The organism is Butyricimonas sp. DFI.6.44 (assembly GCF_022132345.1).
Taxonomy (GTDB): Bacteria; Bacteroidota; Bacteroidia; order Bacteroidales; family Marinifilaceae; genus Butyricimonas; species Butyricimonas muris.
Genome location: NZ_JAKNJD010000002.1, coordinates 308,123 through 326,529 on the forward strand (window position 1 = coordinate 308,123; position 18,407 = coordinate 326,529).

The following is an 18,407-nucleotide window of genomic DNA, read 5'->3' on the forward strand; positions in this document are numbered from 1 at the left end:
TCTTTTCTTTAAAAATGTAGTTTGAATACCACCACGATGACCATAAGGAACAGGTTGAGCAGGTTGAGCGGCAGCAGATAGCGCCACTCCAACCGGAGCAACTGGTCGATGCGCAATCGCGGGAATGTCCATTTGAACCACATGATAATGAATATAATTACACCTGTTTTACCGAAGAACCAAACGATGGACGGAATGTAGTCCATGATTCGGTTGAAACTTTCCCAACCGGGAACGTGCAACGGCATCCAACCACCCAGAAACAACGTGGTTGCCACGGAAGCTACCACGAACATATTCAAGTACTCGGCAAGGTAAAAGAAGCCGAAGTGCATACCCGAATATTCGGTATGATACCCTGCCGTCAATTCGGAATCAGCTTCCGGTAAGTCGAAGGGACCCCGGTTCGTTTCGGCTGTTCCGGCAATCAGGTAAACGATAAACGCGATACATGCCGGGATATGTCCCTTGAAGAGCAGCCAGCCGTCAGCCTGTCCTTCCACTATGGTGGAGAGTTGCATACTTCCGGTAAAGACAACCACCGTGAGGATCGACAACCCGATTGACAATTCGTAGCTGATCATCTGCGCGCCGCTTCGCATGGCTCCGATCAACGAGTATTTGTTGTTACTGGCCCATCCGGCAAGCAGGATTCCCACGATACCGATGGATGAAACGGCGATCAGGAAGAATATTCCCACGTTGAAGTCTATCACGTGCAGTCCCTTGGCAAACGGGATACACCCGAAAGCAAGTACCGACGCGACGATCACCACGAAAGGAGCGAGGTTGAAAAGGAAGCGGTCAATATGGTTGATTTCTATCAATTCCTTGGTCAGCATCTTGATCATATCGGCGACACTCTGTATCGTCCCGTAAGGTCCTACGCGGTTCGGTCCGATACGGCATTGAAAAAAGGCACAAACTTTACGTTCCACGTAAATCAGTACCAACGCGATAAGGGCATACCCCAGCAACAGGCACAACCCGATGAGTATACACTCTACCAGTGTCGCCGCCGCTTGAGGAAGGTAACTTCTCAGAAGTTCATCTACCCAGTGTGTTATTGTTGCAAAGTCAAACATGTACTAATTTTAGATTTAATGATTTTAGATTCCCACTGCACAGCCCACGTTCTTTCTAATCCTAAAATCTTTTTTCATTTTCAATTTTCAATTCTCAATTTTCAATTGTTTGCTATCTGTCCAAGTCCGGTACCACGTAGTCCAGAGTTCCGCCGATGGCGATCAAGTCGGCAATCTTGTTGCCTTTTGTCAATTGATCGACGATGGACACGAGGGGCAGACAGGGGGAGCGGAATTTCATCCGGTAGGGATATTTGTCACCCCGGCTCTCGATGTATACTCCGAACTCGCCCCGGCTTGCTTCGACGCTCTTGAAATAGCGACCTTCCGGCAGTTTGATCAGCGGTTTGGTCTTCACGGCGTAGTCGCCCTCCGGGATGTTATCCACAAGTTGCTCAAGGATATGCAGGGATTCCATGATTTCCTCGATGCGCACGATATAACGGGAGAACGAATCTCCCTCGTGGTGGATGATCTCCTTGAAATCTACCTTGTCGTATACCCCGTAAGGCGTGTGCTTGCGGACATCGCATGACCACCCGGCGGCACGTCCGGTCGGTCCGGTAGCCCCGTAAGCGATGGCGTTTTCCCGGGTAAGGATACCCACGCCTTTCAGACGTTGTTGGGCGATCACGTTGCCCGTGAATACTTCGTGGTATTCCTTGATCATCGGGGGAAGGTACTTGATAAATTCTTTCACGCGACGTATCAAGTTCGGGTGAATATCCGCCATCACTCCGCCGATCACGTTGTAATTCTGGATTAAGCGTCCCCCGGTGGTTTCCTCCATGATGTCGAGAACCTTTTCGCGGTCACGGAAACCGTAGAAGAAAGCGGTCAACGCACCCATGTCCATACAGAGGGTAGACCAGAACAACAGGTGGGAAGAAAGACGGTTCAACTCGTCCATGATCGTGCGGATATATTTCACTCGCTCGGGTATCTCCAGTCCCATGGCTTCCTCGATACACATGCATAGCGCGTGGCGGTTCTGGTGTGCCGCGAGGTAATCCAGCCGGTCGGTCAACGCCAGCGTTTGCGGGTAAGTCAGGCTCTCGCACAATTTCTCGATGCCCCGGTGGATATAACCGCAGTTCACGTCCACTTTTTTCACGATCTCGCCTTCCAGCGATACGCGGAAACGGAGAACCCCGTGTGTGGCGGGATGCTGCGGTCCGATGTTCACCACGTACTCGTCTTCCTCGAAAAGAATATTTTCCTTTTCGCTCACTTCGCCCCCGTGCGAGTCTGCCTCGAACGTGGGCATAGTGTCAAATGTTTCCTCGCTATACAACCGTACCGGGTTTATTTCCGGGTTGGCGTCGTAGTCTTTGCGCAAGGGATAGCCCACCCAGTCGTTACGTAGGAACAAACGCCGCATATCGGGATGGTTGATAAACCGGATACCGAGGAAGTCGTACACTTCCCGTTCGTTCAAGTTTGCCGTTTCCCAGATATCCGCCACCGTGGGTAATTCCGGGTTTTCCCGGTCGGTAGTGAATGTTTTCAAGAAAATCTTGTGCTCGTGTTTCGTGGATTGCAATAAGCTGGTCACGCCTAGCGAATCGCCCCAGTCTACCCCCGTCATGCAGATCATGAAATCGAAAGCCAGCCCCTCGTCGTTCTTTAAACGTAGGGCTACTTCCCGGTAACGTGCCGCTTCTACCGTCAGGGTAGGAATGGCACCTTCCTCGATGATTGCTTCCGGGTATATATTTTTAATCAAATCAATCATAAATCAAGAAATCATAAATCGTAAGTTACTCCATCTCTTTCTTTTCCTTCCTGTTCTTTCCGCCCAAGAATTTCTCTACTTTTACTTTCCGTTGCAGTTGTATCATCCCGTACAGCAGTGCCTCCGGTCGGGGAGGGCATCCGGGGATGTACACGTCCACCGGGAGTATGGTATCCACGCCTTGCACCACGTGATAGGAATTGCGGAACGGACCGCCCGACACGGCACAGCCGCCCACGGCAATCACGTATTTCGGTTCTGCCATCTGGTCATAGAGGCGTTTCAACACGGGAGCCATCTTATGCACGATTGTTCCGGCAACCATGATAAAGTCGGCTTGCCGGGGACTGGCGCGCGTCACTTCAAACCCGAAGCGGGAGAAATCGTAACGTGCCGCACCCACTGCCATAAATTCAATACCGCAGCAGCTTGTCGCGAATGTAAGCGGCCATAGGGAATTCGAGCGTCCCCAATTAATAACTTCGTCGAGGCATCCCACCACCACGTTGGTGCCGGACGCGTGCAATTGTTCAAGATACTCGTTATCGTTGAACTCTTCATATTTCATGGATTTGATTTTTACTTCCATTCCAAAGCTCCTTTCTTCCACGCGTAAGCCAATCCCAAGATCAGGACCAGCATGAAAAACAATACATTCAGCAACCCGTCGATACCCGCGTCCTGTACGGTGACTGCCCACGGGTAGAGGAACACGGTTTCCACGTCGAACATCAGGAACAGGATGGCAAACAGGTAGTATCCCGCCTTGAATTGCATCCACGACTTCCCTCGCGTAGGCACGCCGCACTCGTAGGCTTCTCCCTTCTGCTTGTTGTAAGAGCGGGGGGATATGAGCCGGGCAATACCCAAGGCGGCAACTACCAGCACGATAGCCGTGATTAATACGACCACAAATAATGTAAGATTCATAATATAAAAAAAATTACAGATTACAAGTTATGGGTTACAAGTCGAAAAGTTACAAGTAATACCGCGAGTTGCAAACTTGTAACTTGCAGCCCGCGGAGCCGGAGGCTCCACTTGTACCTTGGTTAGCGTCAGCTAAACAATAATCTTTCTTAGGGCAAAGACGTAATATTTGGTTTTACCTAAAGTCGAATAGGGATGAAAATACCAGTTCCGCTTGGAATGTCCGGAATCGGTGATATGATCTTTATTAAATCTCTGTATGAAAAACAACACGAGATAGGTTTTCGTGTCCGGCGTGAAATGTGTACTTCCAAGAATGATTTCACACTCTTCCGTGAGAAACGCGATGAATGAAACGGGCGATGAGGTATCGTATATCTCATGCCTGCATGAGCCTCCCGTGCGGATCTCCTGTAAAGGCAATTCCTGCCCCGAAGCCGGTGTAACACTCAGTCCGGCAAACGTTAATAACAGGATTAATATACTACTCTTCAACACATTCTGCATACTATTTCTTAACTAAAGGCACGCGAATATAAGCTAATTTTAAATCAAGGTTGAATATCGCGTGATAAAGAATGTTAATCTTTCATTCTTCGACGAAACCTTTCAAATGTAAAAGATGGTTGTCGGGAACGGTGTTGCATGTCAACTCCACGCTTTTGTTGAACTGTCCGAGCGAGTTCGGGGTGAACGACACGGTTAGCGAGTCCGTTTGCCCCGGCGCTACCGGGCGTTTGTTCCATTTTACTTCGGCACACCCGCACGATGAAACGGCGTTCTTTATAATCAACGGATGTTCCCCCGTGTTACGAAACCGTACCACGGCACGTTTTATTTCCGCGTAGGGAAATGTCCCGAAATCCACGCTGTCTTTCAAGAATACCACGGTAGTTTTGGGTACATTCTTCCCGGTAAGCGATTCGCTGTTTCTCTGCCGGAGATAAATTCCTCCGGCGATCAGGATACTTGTTACGAGTGTAATAACTATACCTTTCTTTTTCATGGAAGTTTATTTTGCCTTCGGCAAGTTGCAGGTTGCAAGTTGCATTTGCCTTCGGCAGGTTACAAGTTATTTTTCTAGCGTTCATGACTGTATTCCAGCTCCTCCTCTGTTTATAGAGGAAACCAGCGATTAAGCGAGGGCAGAAAGAGAGCAAGCTCTCAGTTTGCCGAGCGGGAGCTGGTTCGAGACCGGCTTCCGGGCTCACTTGGCTGCGAAGCAGACGGAGGAGTTTTCGTCCGGGGTAAAGATAATGAATGTTTATAAACTTTCACGTTCCCTCGTGTTGTAATTCCCTCGTTTTTTACTAATTTTGTATCCACAAACAATCAATATATATGAGTGATACAATCCATCATGAATGCGGCATCGCACTGATTCGCTTATTGAAGCCGTTGGATTATTACCAGAAGAAATACGGCTCTTATCTTTACGGTTTAAATCGGTTATACATTTTAATGGAGAAACAACGCAACCGCGGACAAGACGGTGCGGGAGTTGTTGGAGTGAAGCTCGACATGGAGCCGGGCTACAAGTACATGGACCGCGCCCGGTCGTGTGACGCTAACCCCATACAAGAGGTGTTTGACAAGATACACGCTAATTTTCCTCCCGACCTCACGAGTGAAAAAGACGCGGATTGGGCGAAACAGAACTTGCCTTTCGTGTCGGAAGTTTACCTCGGGCATTTGCGTTATGCCACTTTCGGGAAGAATAATATAGACTATGTCCACCCGCTGAAACGGGCGAGCAACTGGCGGAGCCACAATCTGGCTCTGGCGGCAAACTTCAACTTGACGAACGTCGACGAGTTGTTCGACAGCCTAATCCGGGCGGGACAACACCCGCGGAACTATTCCGACACGGTGACTTTGCTCGAGAAGGTGGGCTATTTCCTCGACGACGAGATACAGGACCTTTACCATTATTTCAAGGAAAAAGGGTTTTCCAAGCAGGAGATTACCCCGTTGATCGAGCAGGCAATCGACCTGCCCGGCGTGTTGGCACGGAGCAGTGCCGATTGGGACGGGGGATATGCCGTGGCGGGCGTACTCGGTCATGGCGATGCTTTCGTGGCTCGTGACCCGTGGGGGATTCGTCCGGCGTATTATTACAAGGACGACGAGGTGGTAGTGGTCGCCTCGGAAGGTTCGGTGATACAGACAGCCTTCCAAGGGATGAACATGAACATACAGGAGATCAAACCGGGATATGCTTTGATTATCAAGAAAGACGGTACTGTTACCGAAGAACTCGTGCGCGAGCCGAAAAAGCGGAGCAGCTGTTCTTTCGAACGTATCTACTTCTCCCGCGGGAATGACAGGAATATCTATCAAGAGCGTAAGAAATTGGGAGAGTTACTGACGCCGCAATTGATTCGTGCGGTGGATGGTGATCTCGATAACACGGTGTTTTCTTTTATCCCCAACACGGCGGAAACATCTTTCTACGGCATGGTGAAGGGGATACAGCAATACATGGTGGAGGAGAAGAAGCGCCAGATACGCGAGGGCAAAGCCTCGTGGTGCGAGGAGACGCTGGATGCCATCATTTGCCGGGAACCCCGTATAGAAAAGATCGTGATTAAGGATGCCAAGCTGCGTACCTTTATCACTTCCGATTCCGGGCGCGACGGTCTGGTAGGACACGTTTACGATGTTACCTATGGGGCGGTCAGTGAAAACGACAACCTCGTGGTGATTGACGATTCCATCGTGCGCGGAACCACGCTCCGGCGGAGTATCCTGCGTATCCTCGATCAACTGGGACCTCGGCGCATCGTGGTGGTTTCTTCCGCCCCGCAAATCCGTTATCCCGACTGCTACGGTATCGACATGACGCGCATGAACGAGTTTATAGCTTTCAATGCCGCTATCGAGCTTATCCGCGAGCGGGGAATGGAGAATCTGATCGACGAGGTGTACAAGGATTGTAAGGCGCAGCAAGGATTACCGAAGGAAGAGATCGTGAACCACGTGAAACGAATATACGCACCCTTTACCGACGAGGAAATTTCCGATAAGATCGCACAAATGGTACGTGACGAACGCTTGCACGCCGAGGTGAAAGTGGTATTCCAGACCGTCGAGAACCTGCACCTTGCTTGTCCTAACGACACGGGCGACTGGTATTTCACGGGCAATTACCCCACTCCCGGCGGAAACAAGGTGGTCAATACCGCCTTTATTAACTGGGTGGAGGGACGTGACGAGAGATCTTATTAATTTTAGATTTTAGATTTTAAATTTTAGATTGAATGATCTGGCTAATTTTAGATTGAAAAGTTTCCCGAAGCAAGGTGGTATTATCTTTGGGAAAAGAACTGGCTTCTCTTTGCGGCAGATGGACGATAGGAGATATTTGATTCCTTACCCGGCGGACGGGCGAGTTGGTAAAATCGGCATTGAGTTTAGTGTCGCGGAGCGAGGCTTATTTGATTGTAATGGCCTTCTTTTCAGTCATGTCGGCACTGCGGGAAATTGCAATAGGCATTTTTGGACCGGGTATTAAAGGGCTGTATTCCAAGACGTGACGTACACGGGTACGTTGGTCGTTCGTGAAGCGGTTTTTCTCGCTGAAGTCATAATCCATGATATTGGTGGACGTGAAAGGAGCCCCGTTACGATCGGTGCGTTGAATGGCTTGCGACCATGGTGTATTTTGATTCCATTTATCCATGTATTCTTGGCGGTTATAATCGGGGGTGTCGTCGCAGTAGTCCGATTCCACTGCCTCACCGATGGAGAAAACGTGGTATAAACCAAGATAGTGTCCCAGTTCGTGGGTAAGTGTGGTCGCCATGATGTCTTGAGAGCTATTAGGAGCATAAACTAGGAGTTTATTTATATAACGGTTGTTTAATGCCACTCCATATACTTGTTTCGTGGGAAGTTTAGTGTAATAGCTATCCGAGGGGGTGAGTCCGGCTAAGGAGTGGGAGCTGGGCGTGAACGGTAGAAAGCTGATCCCCGTTGTACTTCCGTCTGATTCGGAGAACTCGAAAAGAAATACATTGATATAATTATTCGGGTCCCACATGAGATGGATGTCCCCGTATTGGTTTTCAAGGAATTTTTCGCATTCCATGGTGTAATTCGTGTAGCGTTGTACACGGTGGATTCCGGCTTCGTCAAGTGGATTACCGTCCGGATCGCGGGTGGCAAGTTCGAACGTGAGGTTCATGTCACCGCCTTGTCCGTCATAATTCCGGTAGTAACTGTTTGCCGCATCGAGGAGTTCTTCTATCCTGTTTGCCGGGATATTTTGGTACGGGTTCCCGGGATTTAAATAGAGGACGTGGAAGATAACTGGGAGACGGAAATGGTATTCGCCGTCCCGTTTTGCCTGACGGATGGTTATATCTGTTTTGCTTCCGCTTTTATTAGCGAGGGAGAGGGTGACGGAACGTTGATCGGGTGCGATATTGGGAGTAATGGTGATGATCAGTGAGTCACCGGAATCCCCGTTGAGTTGTCGGGTGGAGCACCAGCGCTCGGCACCTGATACCGTCCAATCCGAATTGCTGTTTACCCCGATACGGAGAACGTGTTCGTTATTATCCAGATTGTAAGTGTTGTCGGAAGATAATTCAAGACTATCGTTATCATCTTTCGAGCAAGCGGCGAGGACGACGAGAAAGAGTGTCCAGTATATTAGTTTTTTCATATTATCTTTTCATGTAACGATCCATTTCCCGTTTGGCGTCTTTTTGTTTGAGGGTTTCCCGTTTGTCGTATTCTTTCTTTCCGCGGGCGAGGGCGATGCGTAGTTTGGCGATGCCTTTCTCGTTGAGGAAGAGGCGGAAAGGGACGATGGTGAGTCCCGATTCTTTGGTCTTGCGTTCGAGTTTCACGAGTTCCTTGTGCTGCAACAGAAGTTTGCGGTCACGGCGCTCGATGTGGTTGTAGTAGGTGCCCAGTTTGTATTCGGCGACGTACATGCCCTTAACCCACAATTCCCCGTTGTGGAAGTAGCAATAGGCGTCGACGAGGCTGGCTTTGCCGGCACGGATAGATTTGATTTCCGTTCCCGTCAGCACGATGCCGGCGGTGTATTCCTCTAGAAATTCGTAGTCGAAGGAGGCTCTTTTGTTTTTTATATTGATGTCGTTCTGCATATTTTTATATATTAAGCGTGATGGTGGGAACACGGAATATGATTACCAGTAACCGTTGTATGATCATCGGCGAAACGATGAGCAACAGTCCCACGATAACAAGGGTACTTTTGCGAAGTTGTACGTTGAGTCCGCCCATTTGGTTTATGCCGACGTATAACGTGCGGAGGCAAAGCAGGCTAAGCAAGCCGGTCAGCTGTCCGAGAAAACCTTCGGGCATTCCTTGCGAGAGGCAATGAAAAACGATGAAGATACCCGAACAGTAGACTGAAAGACGAATGGCTACCTCGTTGGCTTCCGTGATTTTGTCCGTGAGATACTCGCGGCTTACCCGATACGTGGCGTAAGCACCTCCAACGGAGGCGACCAAAGTAATGGCAGCTATGGCGAAAGCGTAGAAAGGCGGGGTGTGCAGCAGTTGCAGGAGGAACGTGCAGACGGAACCCGCTACCGCCAAGGGGATAAGGTAACCCCGGAAAACATCCGTGCCATTCATGTTTTCCCGTTTCACCGCCCGCCACTCCGTTTCCGGGTGGAACAGCATTTCCCGTGTTCTGGCGTATATACCTCTGATATCCGATCTTTTTATCATATCGCGAAAGTACGAATTAATTTTAGATTTTAGATTCTATCGATTCGGTGATTTAGTGATTTCGGATTCGGTGATTGGGAATTAATAAATCGTGATAATATTGTAACATATTTTTCTTTAATTTCGTTAGTGTTAAACGTGAGTAAGTTTAGCGGAAAGCGATTGCGGCGGGAGATAATGACGAATTTTAATCTTTAAAATGATGTATATGGAAACGTTGTACGCGGCATTACCGATTATTATTTTGATTATTCTGATGGGAGTGATGAAAGTTTCCGGTGATAAAAGTAGTGTGATAACGCTGTTTATCACGGCATTTTTGGCATTGTTCGCTTTTAATTTATCGGTGCCGGACACGATTAATTCTTTTCTTTACGGGATGCTGAAAGCGTTGATTCCTATTTTGTTTATTATACTGATGGCGATATACAGTTATAACGTGCTGTTGCAAACGAAGAAGATAGAGGTGTTGAAGCAACAGTTTTCTGCTATATCGGTGGACAAAAGCGTGCAGGTGTTGCTGATCACGTGGGGATTCGGGGGATTGCTGGAAGGTATGGCGGGTTTCGGGACGGCGGTGGCTATCCCGGCGGCGATATTGATCAGCCTCGGGTTCAAGCCGATGTTCTCGGCGGTGGTCAGTTTGATAGCCAACAGTGTTCCGACGGCATTCGGGGCGGTGGGAGTTCCGGTAATCGTGCTGGCACAGGAAACGGGGTTGCCCGTGATCCCGTTGAGTACGGCGGTGGTATTGCAGTTGTCGGTGTTGATGTTGCTGGTGCCTTTCGTGATCACGTTTTTAGCCGATCCCCGGTTGAAGGCGTTGCCGAAAAACCTGTTATTGAGTTTGTCGGTGGGAGTGGTGTCGTTGGTGGCTCAGTATCTTGCCGCTCACTATATCGGGGCGGAAACTCCCGCTATTATCGGTAGTATTGCCGCCATTATCGTGATTATTCTGCTTGGGAAATTGATTGACAGGGGGAAAGAGAAACCCGCGGGGATGATTTATTCCGGCGGAGAGATTGCACGGGCATGGATGGTGTACGTGTTGATCATGGCACTTGTACTGGTTACGAGTCCGCTGTTTCCCGTTATCCGGGAGGCATTGCAGTCTGTATTGGTTTCCACGGTGCATATTACGATACGCGGAGAGGTGAAAGTGTACACGATACAGTGGTTGATACAAGGTGGTGTGTTGCTTTTTATCGGTTCCTTTGTCGGCGGGTTGATTCAAGGCGGAAAGGCGGGAGCTTTGCTCGTGCTGTTGTGGCGGTCGGTTGTGCAGTTACGCAAGACGATCGTGACGGTAATCTGTCTGGTGGGATTCTCTTCCATCATGGAAACGTCGGGGATGATCAACCAGTTGGCGGTGGCTCTTGCTGCCGCGACGGGTGCGCTCTACCCGTTGTTTGCACCCATGATCGGGGCATTGGGAACCTTCTTGACGGGTAGTGATACATCGGCAAACATCCTGTTCGGTAAATTGCAGGCCGGGGTTGCCGCGCACACGGGAGTCGATCCCACGTGGTTGTCGGCGGCGAACACGGCGGGAGCCACGGGAGGAAAGATTATTTCCCCGCAAAGTATCGCTATCGCCACGTCCGCCTGCGACCAGCAGGGACAGGAGGGAAGCATATTGAAAGCGGCCATTCCTTACGCGCTGGCTTATGTTATTATTGCCGGGGTGGTAGTGTATCTTTTTGCATGATGGGAAAGCCGGCAAGTTGTAACTTGCCGAAGGCAAATGAAACTTGTAACTAATATTATATATTATGAAGATTGGATTATTTATTCCCTGTTACATCAACGCGATCTATCCCGGCGTGGGGGTAGCGTCGTATAAATTATTGAAGTCGCTGGGGTTAGATGTTGATTACCCGTTGGATCAGACGTGCTGCGGGCAACCCATGGCGAATGGCGGATTCCAGAAGGATTCCGCGAAGTTGGCGGGGCGAATGGAACAGTTGTTCGAGAAATATGACTACGTGGTGGGTCCCTCGGCAAGTTGCGTGGTTTTCGTGAAAGAGCATTACCCGACACTGTTGCACAAGGAGGAACACGCTTGTATCAGCAGTAGGATATACGAGATATGCGAGTTCCTGCACGACGTGGTGAAAGTGGATAAGCTGGATACCCGTTTCCCGCACAAGGTGAGTATTCATAACAGTTGCCACGGGGAGAGGTTGCTGCATCTTTCGTCACCGAGCGAGTTGGTGATACCCCGCTACTCGAAGCTGAGGGATTTGTTGTCACTGGTAAAGGACGTGGAGGTGTTCGAGCCGAAACGTGTGGATGAATGTTGCGGTTTCGGGGGAATGTTTGCCGTGGAAGAAGCGGCTACTTCCGTTTGCATGGGACAGGACAAGGTACGTGATCATATATCCACCGGGGCGGAATACATCACGGGTGCCGACAGTTCGTGCCTGATGCACATGGAGGGGATTATCCGCCGGGAGAAGTTGCCGATAAAGACGATACACGTGGTGGAGATTTTAGGTAATGGTCTGTAAAGTCTATAAGGTCCATAAAGTCCGTAAGGTCATGGTGTCCTTCGGACTTTATAGACTTTATGGACCTTATGGACTATTTATAAATAACGTAAATCTAAATATTATGAGTTCACACGCTAAAGCAGCCAAGAAGTTTATCGCGGACAAGGAGAGGACGGCATGGCACGATCAGGCGCTCTACTTCGTGCGGGAGAAAAGAGACAAAATGGCGAACGATGTACCCGAATGGGAGGCGTTGCGGGAAATGGCGAGTCAGATGAAACGCCACACGATCAGTAATCTGGGGTATTATCTCGATATGTTCGAGAGAAACGCCACTGCGAACGGTATACACGTGCATTGGGCGAAGGATGCCGAGGAGCACAACCGTATCGTGTACGGGATTATTCAGAAACACGGGGGGAAGAATCTGGTGAAGAGTAAGTCCATGTTATCGGAAGAATGTGGATTGACGCCTTACTTGAAGGCTCGGGGAGTGGATGCCGTAGAGTCGGATTTGGGCGAACGGATCATGCAGTTGATGGGAACGCCGCCCAGTCATATCGTGTTGCCCGCCATTCACGTGAAGCGGGAGGAAGTGGGGAAGGTGTTCGAGAAAGAGTTGCACACGGAACCGGGGAACAGTGATCCGACTTACCTGACGCATGCCGCACGTGCCGCTTTGCGGGAGAAATTCCTGCACGCGGATATCGCCATGACGGGAGTTAATTTTGCCGTGGCTTCGTCGGGGGCTTTCGTGGTATGCACGAACGAGGGGAATGCCGACATGGGCACTTCGTTCCCGAAGGTACATATCGCTATCATGGGGTTGGAGAAGGTGATCCCGGATTACAAGGCGTTGGCGCTGTATACCCGTTTGTTGGCCCGCTCTGCCACGGGGCAGCCGTCGACGACATACACCTCGCATTACAAGGAGCCCGTCGAGGGACAGGAGATGCATATCGTGATCGTGGATAACGGGCGTACCGATATACTGGCTTGCACGGAACACGTGAATATGCTGAAATGTATCCGTTGCGGGTCGTGTATCAATACTTGTCCGGTGTACCGCCGCACGGGCGGTTATTCTTACTCTTATTTTATTCCTGGCCCTATCGGGATTAATTTAGGAATGTTGAAGTCGCCGGAGAAGTACTCGGGTAACGTGTCGGCATGTTCACTTTGTTATTCCTGCTCGAACGTGTGTCCCGTGAAGATAGATCTGGCGGAACAGATCTACAAGTGGCGTCAGAATCTGGCACCGTTGCATCTTGCCGCCGCGTCGAAAAAGTTTATGGAGAAAGGCATGAAATTCGTGATGGAGCGTCCCGGTCTTTTCTATCCGGCAATAAAAGCAGGACGGATAGCCGAAAAGATGCCTCGTTTCGTGCTGTACAACAACCTCGACGCGTGGGGTATCGGACGGGAATTACCACAATTCACGAAAGAAACGTTTAACGAGATGTGGAAGAAAGGGAAGATTAAATGATTGACGATTTATGATTGATGATTTCAGATTTCTCTTCATTTGCTGGGGAACGGTAAAGTCGGTAGAAAGGGGCTTAAAATCTAAAATCTTCAATCTAAAATCATAAATATATAAGTTATGGGTAGTAAAGATGAAATATTTGCAAGGATAAAAGCTCACGGGATTGACCGCGTGGAACGCCCGGAGATGACATTTACGCCGTTAGTTTATTCCGATCCGCTGGTGCAATTTGAAAAGATATTGAAAGCGGTGGGAGCGAATTACGTGTTGCTTGATAAGGGGCAGGACGTGAACGAGGTAATCCGGAAGGCTTACCCGGATGCCAAGTCGATAGCTTCGAATTTGCCGGAGATTACTTGTGCGACGGTGAATCCGGATATGTTGGATGATCCGAGAGAGTTGAACGGTACGAATGTAGGGGTTGTGCGAGGAGAGTTCGGGGTGTTGGAAAACGGGATGGTGTGGATAAAGCGACAGACTCGTTACAAGGCATTGCTTTTTATCGCGGAAGCGTTGGTGGTGATACTGGATCGCACTCGTCTCGTGAATAATATGCACGAGGCGTATACCCAACCGGATTTCGATGATTACGAATACGGTAGTTTTATCGCCGGACCTTCAAAGACTGCCGATATCGAGCAAGCGCTGGTTATCGGGGCTCACGGGGCAAGAGGAGTGACGGTGATTCTGGAGTAAAGGTTTATAAACCGTCCTCTCCCTTATCGGCTGCCTTCGAGAAAAAGCGATAGGCGGCGAAAGATACTATCAAGGGGAAAAGGTAAATAATTCCCGGGGAGAAAAGGGCAAAATACCAAGGAGCTCCCCATTCCGGGGTATCCGCGAACTGGAGGGCTTTGTAGCCGACGTGGACGATACCGACGCATAGGAATAGAATAGCGGCTATGCCGAATAACTTTCTGTTTTTGAGTGCTTTCGTTTTTTCCATAAATTTGTTATTTTGCCTTTGGCAAGTTACAAGTTGCATTCGCTTTCCGTGGGTTACAAGTTCATGATTAACCTGCAACTTGCCGGAGGTAAATGCAACTTGCAACCTGTAACTATTTATTATATAAATGTTTAATGCCAACCCGGTGTCCCGCTACGGCGAAGTAGAGGATAAACAGGTAGCACGGTAATACCATCCAGTAAGCACCTTGGAAGCCCATGCAGGTGGTGAGTGAGCCGTATAGCATCGGAAGCAAGGCTCCCCCGGCGATAGCCATGATAAGCAGAGCCGATCCGGTTTTCGTGTGACGTCCCAAGCCGAAGATGGCGAGCGGGAAGATTGCCGGCCACATCAGCGAGTTAGCAAGGCTTAACAAGGTCAAACACCAGATAGACACGTTAGCCGGAAGAACGGCGGTGCATATCCCGAGGATGACGCCGAGGACGGCACAGTAAGCTAAAGCCCGTTCTTGGGTGATGTATTTCGGGATGGCGATGATACCGATAATGTAACCGACGATCATGGCAATCATGCCGAAGGTCGGGAATACCCGGGCGGCTTCCATGTTCATGTTTAATGATTTAGCGTACCCGATGACCGTGTCTATGGCGATAACCTCGACTCCCACGTAAAGGAACAAGGTGACGATACCGATCCACAAGTGCGGGAAGCTGAATATACTTGATTTACCCCCGTGTTGGATACTGCCTTCTTCTTCTTCCGGGTCTTCGATCTGGGGAAGCGGAGAGAAACGCACGAACAGCGCCAGCACGACGAGCGACACCATAATCACGATGTAGGGTATGATGGATTTCGATGCCAGAAGGTCGAGTTCTGCCGCTTTTTGGATAGGATCCATTGTCTTTAAACTTGCTTCCAGTGCATCGATGTTTTTCAACATGATAGACCCGAGGATAAGCGGGCTGATGGCTCCTGCCACCTTGTTGCAAATACCCATGATGCTCACCCGTTGGGCGGCACTTTCCGGGGCTCCCAATTCAATCACGTAGGGGTTGGATGCGGTTTGCAGCACGGACAATCCCGTACCCATGATAAAAAGTCCCAGCAGGAACAGACCGTAGGTGCGAGTCATCGCCGCGGGTATAAACAGTAATGCCCCGACTGCCATCACGAGCAACCCGAGCATCATGCCGTTTTTGTAGCCTGTCTTGCGCAATACCCATGACGAGGGTAGTGCCATGACAAAGTAGGCAATGTAGAAAGCGAAGGTCACGAGGTAGCTTTGCCACTCGTGTTGCAGTTCGCAAGCGATTTTAAGATAAGGGATTAGGGTAGCGTTCAACCACGTGACGAACCCGAAGATAAAGAAGAGGATTCCAATAATGATAATCCCCATGCTGTAAGAATTTTTCTTTTGTTCCATCATCATCTAATTAATAATATACATAAACACGTAAACACATAAGAGTCCTACAAAGTTATTAATTTTTGATAATGATGGATGAAATTGTAGAAAATTATTGCCCGGAGAGGGGATAATAATAAAACGAGGCTGCCGAAACAACCTCGTTTACAATCTAATAAAGAAAATAGAGATGTTAGTTAGTGTGTTTTTGCTAATTCCGCTTCCAGTTCGTCACTGCTGTGCCCCGAGAAAATGATTTTCCCGTCGGGGTCAATAAACAAGAAGGTCGGTATAGACTTGAGATTATAGTATTTGCCGACTTCTTTGCTCAAAGCACGGGTAGCGAGGAACTGGGACCAAGGCAACTTTTCTTCTCCCATGGCCTTTTGCCACTCTTTTTCCTCTTTGTCCAGCGATACGCTGATAAAATTGACTTTTTCCCCGTGCAGCTTGTACATCTCTCGTAAGTGAGGGAAACTTGCCCGGCACGGTCCGCACCACGATGCCCAGAAGTCAATCAACGTGTATTGTCCCGCCTTCAATTGGGCGAGGAGAGATAGCGTGTCGCCTTTCGGGGTTATCACTTTTCCTTCCTGTAACGGTTTGCCTTGGGCGAATGCGCTCGCTTCTTTCAGGTACTGACGGAAATTTTTAAGCCTCGGGCAAGTATCCCGGTAGGAAGCGAAGAGTTGTTCCAGTTCATCAAGATAACCTTGGTCGTAAGTAAAAGGTTCTTTTTTCAATTCCTCGACTAACACCAGATTCACGGCGAGGTTCGAGTGGCCCGCTATAAATTCCCGGTTTTGTCGAGCCAGTTCTGCTTGTGCCGCTATCATTCTTTTGGCGTCTTCCGGTTGTTTGTTCTCTTGGAATCTAAACGTTCGGAGAAGATGTCGGGCGGGGATAGTTTGTTGCTGGTAGGCATAATAAATATCTTGTGCCGGGGAACCCGTTAGTGTGTAGTTTTTCTCTTTACGAATATCGTATTTCCAGAAAGAGTGAGGCAGACTGTCCACGTGAGGTGTGGTAAATGTCAATTCCCCGTTCTCCACGAAGAAATTGATATCCGCGTAAATAATTTTGTTTTCTTCTTTTATGTTTTTCCGGTCACAGATGTCTTGGTTATTCAAGCGTAGTTCGCAGAGAGTGGGTTGTTCCAGTTTTCCCCGGAATTCGAATCGCTCGTTGACGATAAATCCCTTAAGACGTTCTTTGTTTTCCCCGGGGATAGCTAATTCTATTTCCGTGCTGTCCATTGCCCCGGGAATGGTACCGCGAAGCACGAAATGATCCATGGGTTTCATGTCACAGGCGCTTATGGCGCTTGCCAGTAATAGGAATGATAGGTATCTTTTTTTCATGTTCATCTTATTTTTTATCAGATTGTTTTTCCTTGTTCAAACGTTTTTTGTATCCGTCTAATATCCATTTCGTGTAGCGTTTATCGTCGTCGTCGGGTAAATTGGGAAGTACTTTTTCCCCTAGGGCGATAAGGCGAGCGTAATCTTCTTTTTCCAATCTATCCCCGAAGCACGACAATATGATGTCATAAGTGGTGAGGTCGTTGCTTGATAAGTTTTCAGCCTTTTTTTCCATGTGGGCGATAACTTGTTGCGTGAGTTTTTTGCCGAGTTTCCCGTAGTTAGCGGGATAAGGTTCTTGGGTTTTCCACAAGATGGCACGGAATCCGAAAGCGTACATTTTCAATTCTTCGGCATTCACGTGTGGTATTTTTGCTTTCACGATGGCGGCAACCTTTTCGATATCCCGTTGGCTGACAGGTTCTGCCAAGGCTAACATTTTTTCCAGACTTTCTTGTCCCTTGATACGGAAGCCGTTGATTTGTGCTTTCACTTTCTCCACGGGGGCGGCGTCTTCTTTGGCGTACCCGGCGATGTAATCCTGTAATATCTTAGCATGGTGATAGAACAAGAATTTCTCCACGATTTCTTCGCCCGTGTTCTTTCGGATGGCATCGAGGTTCGCCAGCAGGAAGTCGAACATGGGAGAACCGATCACGCAACTTTCGTCCTCGTAAATCGACCAGTATGCTTTCTCGGTCTTTTCCTTGTCCGTGAGGCGTTGCAATAACTCCTTGTACACCTTAGCGGCTTTCTCGTCACTGGCAGCATCCGATAAGGCATTTTTATATGCCAAAAGTTCGGCATTGCTCATCTTGCCTTTCTCGTATTCTTGGTGCATGTACAGTAGCGAGGTCTTCTCGTTCAAGCCTTTTTCCACACTCTCGATAAAGGTTTCTAGCTTGTCGCCCCCGACCAATTTGTGTTGTATCGTGCCGTCGGGACGGATGATAACGAAAGTGGGGTAGGCGTGCACGTCGAATTTTTTAGCCAGTTCCACGCCTTCACCTTTTTCCATGTCATATTTCACGCACACGAAACGGGGATTGAAGTAATCTCCCGCCTCTTTTCGCGGGAACACGTTATTCGCCATGTTCTTGCATGGTCCGCACCACTCGGTGTAGCAGTCCATGAACACGAGTTTATTCTCTTTTTTCGCTGCCTCTAGGGCTTCAGTGAAAGTTAAATCACGGAAGTTCACGCCTTCCTGCGCGAACACCGTGATTTGCACAAACAAGATAGCGATAAACAAATAGATTTTTTTCATACAGGTAATTTTTACAATACGAATTTA

At 48.9% G+C, this 18,407-nt stretch carries 18 protein-coding genes; 5 read left to right on the forward strand and 13 right to left on the reverse strand.

Features of this window, described 5'->3' with window-relative positions; translation table 11 throughout:
* Nucleotides 1–8: 8 nt before the first annotated feature.
* The 6 genes from nuoH to L0M98_RS04660 all read right to left on the reverse strand — a co-directional run bounded on the left by nuoH (nt 9) and on the right by L0M98_RS04660 (nt 4,756).
* Nucleotides 9–1,085 carry an NADH-quinone oxidoreductase subunit NuoH gene (gene nuoH, locus L0M98_RS04635; protein WP_099292006.1) on the reverse strand — a complete coding sequence of 359 codons (1,077 nt, stop codon included), beginning with the start codon at nt 1,083–1,085 and terminating at the stop codon, nt 9–11.
* 112 nt (nt 1,086–1,197) lie between these two features.
* A complete protein-coding gene (locus L0M98_RS04640) occupies nt 1,198–2,820 on the reverse strand; it encodes an NADH-quinone oxidoreductase subunit C (protein ID WP_227215191.1) in 1,623 nt (540 codons plus the stop codon).
* 25 nt (nt 2,821–2,845) lie between these two features.
* Nucleotides 2,846–3,409 carry an NADH-quinone oxidoreductase subunit B gene (locus L0M98_RS04645; protein WP_227215193.1) on the reverse strand — a complete coding sequence of 188 codons (564 nt, stop codon included), beginning with the start codon at nt 3,407–3,409 and terminating at the stop codon, nt 2,846–2,848.
* Nucleotides 3,400–3,750: an NADH-quinone oxidoreductase subunit A gene (locus L0M98_RS04650; RefSeq protein ID WP_099292008.1), complete on the reverse strand. Its 351-nt coding sequence runs from the start codon at nt 3,748–3,750 to the stop codon at nt 3,400–3,402. The genes L0M98_RS04645 and L0M98_RS04650 overlap by 10 nt, the downstream gene beginning before the upstream one ends.
* Before the next feature lie 132 nt (nt 3,751–3,882).
* Nucleotides 3,883–4,257, reverse strand: coding sequence for a hypothetical protein (locus L0M98_RS04655; RefSeq protein WP_227215195.1), 375 nt, complete (start codon nt 4,255–4,257; stop codon nt 3,883–3,885).
* Between the two features lie 82 nt (nt 4,258–4,339).
* On the reverse strand, nt 4,340–4,756 hold the full coding sequence (locus L0M98_RS04660; RefSeq protein ID WP_227215197.1) for a DUF1573 domain-containing protein: 417 nt from the start codon (nt 4,754–4,756) through the stop codon (nt 4,340–4,342).
* 335 nt (nt 4,757–5,091) lie between these two features.
* On the opposite strand from L0M98_RS04660, the gene L0M98_RS04665 reads away from it, so the two are divergent.
* Complete coding sequence (locus L0M98_RS04665; protein ID WP_186975044.1) at nt 5,092–6,978, forward strand: amidophosphoribosyltransferase; 1,887 nt, start codon at nt 5,092–5,094, stop codon at nt 6,976–6,978.
* Between the two features lie 205 nt (nt 6,979–7,183).
* Here L0M98_RS04665 and L0M98_RS04670 read toward each other — a convergent pair whose 3' ends face one another.
* The 3 genes from L0M98_RS04670 to L0M98_RS04680 are packed head-to-tail and all read right to left on the reverse strand — an operon-like array spanning nt 7,184 to nt 9,462.
* Nucleotides 7,184–8,419 (reverse strand): zinc-dependent metalloproteinase lipoprotein, encoded by a 1,236-nt coding sequence (locus L0M98_RS04670; protein WP_227215199.1) that lies wholly within the window; start codon nt 8,417–8,419, stop codon nt 7,184–7,186.
* Between the two features lies 1 nt (nt 8,420).
* Nucleotides 8,421–8,870 (reverse strand): SsrA-binding protein SmpB, encoded by a 450-nt coding sequence (smpB, locus tag L0M98_RS04675; protein ID WP_186975046.1) that lies wholly within the window; start codon nt 8,868–8,870, stop codon nt 8,421–8,423.
* Between the two features lie 4 nt (nt 8,871–8,874).
* Nucleotides 8,875–9,462 (reverse strand): YIP1 family protein, encoded by a 588-nt coding sequence (locus L0M98_RS04680; protein ID WP_099292014.1) that lies wholly within the window; start codon nt 9,460–9,462, stop codon nt 8,875–8,877.
* Between the two features lie 208 nt (nt 9,463–9,670).
* On the opposite strand from L0M98_RS04680, the gene L0M98_RS04685 reads away from it, so the two are divergent.
* From L0M98_RS04685 to L0M98_RS04700, 4 genes are all read left to right on the forward strand, one after another.
* Complete coding sequence (locus L0M98_RS04685; protein ID WP_227215201.1) at nt 9,671–11,170, forward strand: L-lactate permease; 1,500 nt, start codon at nt 9,671–9,673, stop codon at nt 11,168–11,170.
* A gap of 64 nt (nt 11,171–11,234) precedes the next feature.
* Nucleotides 11,235–11,972 carry a (Fe-S)-binding protein gene (locus tag L0M98_RS04690; protein WP_186975049.1) on the forward strand — a complete coding sequence of 246 codons (738 nt, stop codon included), beginning with the start codon at nt 11,235–11,237 and terminating at the stop codon, nt 11,970–11,972.
* A gap of 100 nt (nt 11,973–12,072) precedes the next feature.
* Nucleotides 12,073–13,440, forward strand: a complete 1,368-nt coding sequence (locus L0M98_RS04695; RefSeq protein WP_227215278.1) for a lactate utilization protein B — start codon at nt 12,073–12,075, stop codon at nt 13,438–13,440.
* A 117-nt stretch (nt 13,441–13,557) separates the two neighbouring features.
* Nucleotides 13,558–14,136, forward strand: coding sequence for a LutC/YkgG family protein (locus L0M98_RS04700; RefSeq protein WP_227215203.1), 579 nt, complete (start codon nt 13,558–13,560; stop codon nt 14,134–14,136).
* 4 nt (nt 14,137–14,140) lie between these two features.
* Here the strand turns inward: L0M98_RS04700 and L0M98_RS04705 are convergent, their stop codons facing one another.
* The 4 genes from L0M98_RS04705 to L0M98_RS04720 all read right to left on the reverse strand — a co-directional run bounded on the left by L0M98_RS04705 (nt 14,141) and on the right by L0M98_RS04720 (nt 18,380).
* A complete protein-coding gene (locus tag L0M98_RS04705) occupies nt 14,141–14,386 on the reverse strand; it encodes a hypothetical protein (RefSeq protein ID WP_099292018.1) in 246 nt (81 codons plus the stop codon).
* Between the two features lie 112 nt (nt 14,387–14,498).
* On the reverse strand, nt 14,499–15,776 hold the full coding sequence (locus L0M98_RS04710; RefSeq protein WP_227215205.1) for a sugar MFS transporter: 1,278 nt from the start codon (nt 15,774–15,776) through the stop codon (nt 14,499–14,501).
* Between the two features lie 173 nt (nt 15,777–15,949).
* Entirely contained in the window at nt 15,950–17,113 is a 1,164-nt protein-coding gene (locus L0M98_RS04715; RefSeq protein WP_227215207.1) for a TlpA disulfide reductase family protein, read from the reverse strand.
* 7 nt (nt 17,114–17,120) lie between these two features.
* Nucleotides 17,121–18,380 carry a thioredoxin family protein gene (locus L0M98_RS04720; RefSeq protein ID WP_227215209.1) on the reverse strand — a complete coding sequence of 420 codons (1,260 nt, stop codon included), beginning with the start codon at nt 18,378–18,380 and terminating at the stop codon, nt 17,121–17,123.
* Between the last annotated feature and the right edge of the window lie 27 nt (nt 18,381–18,407).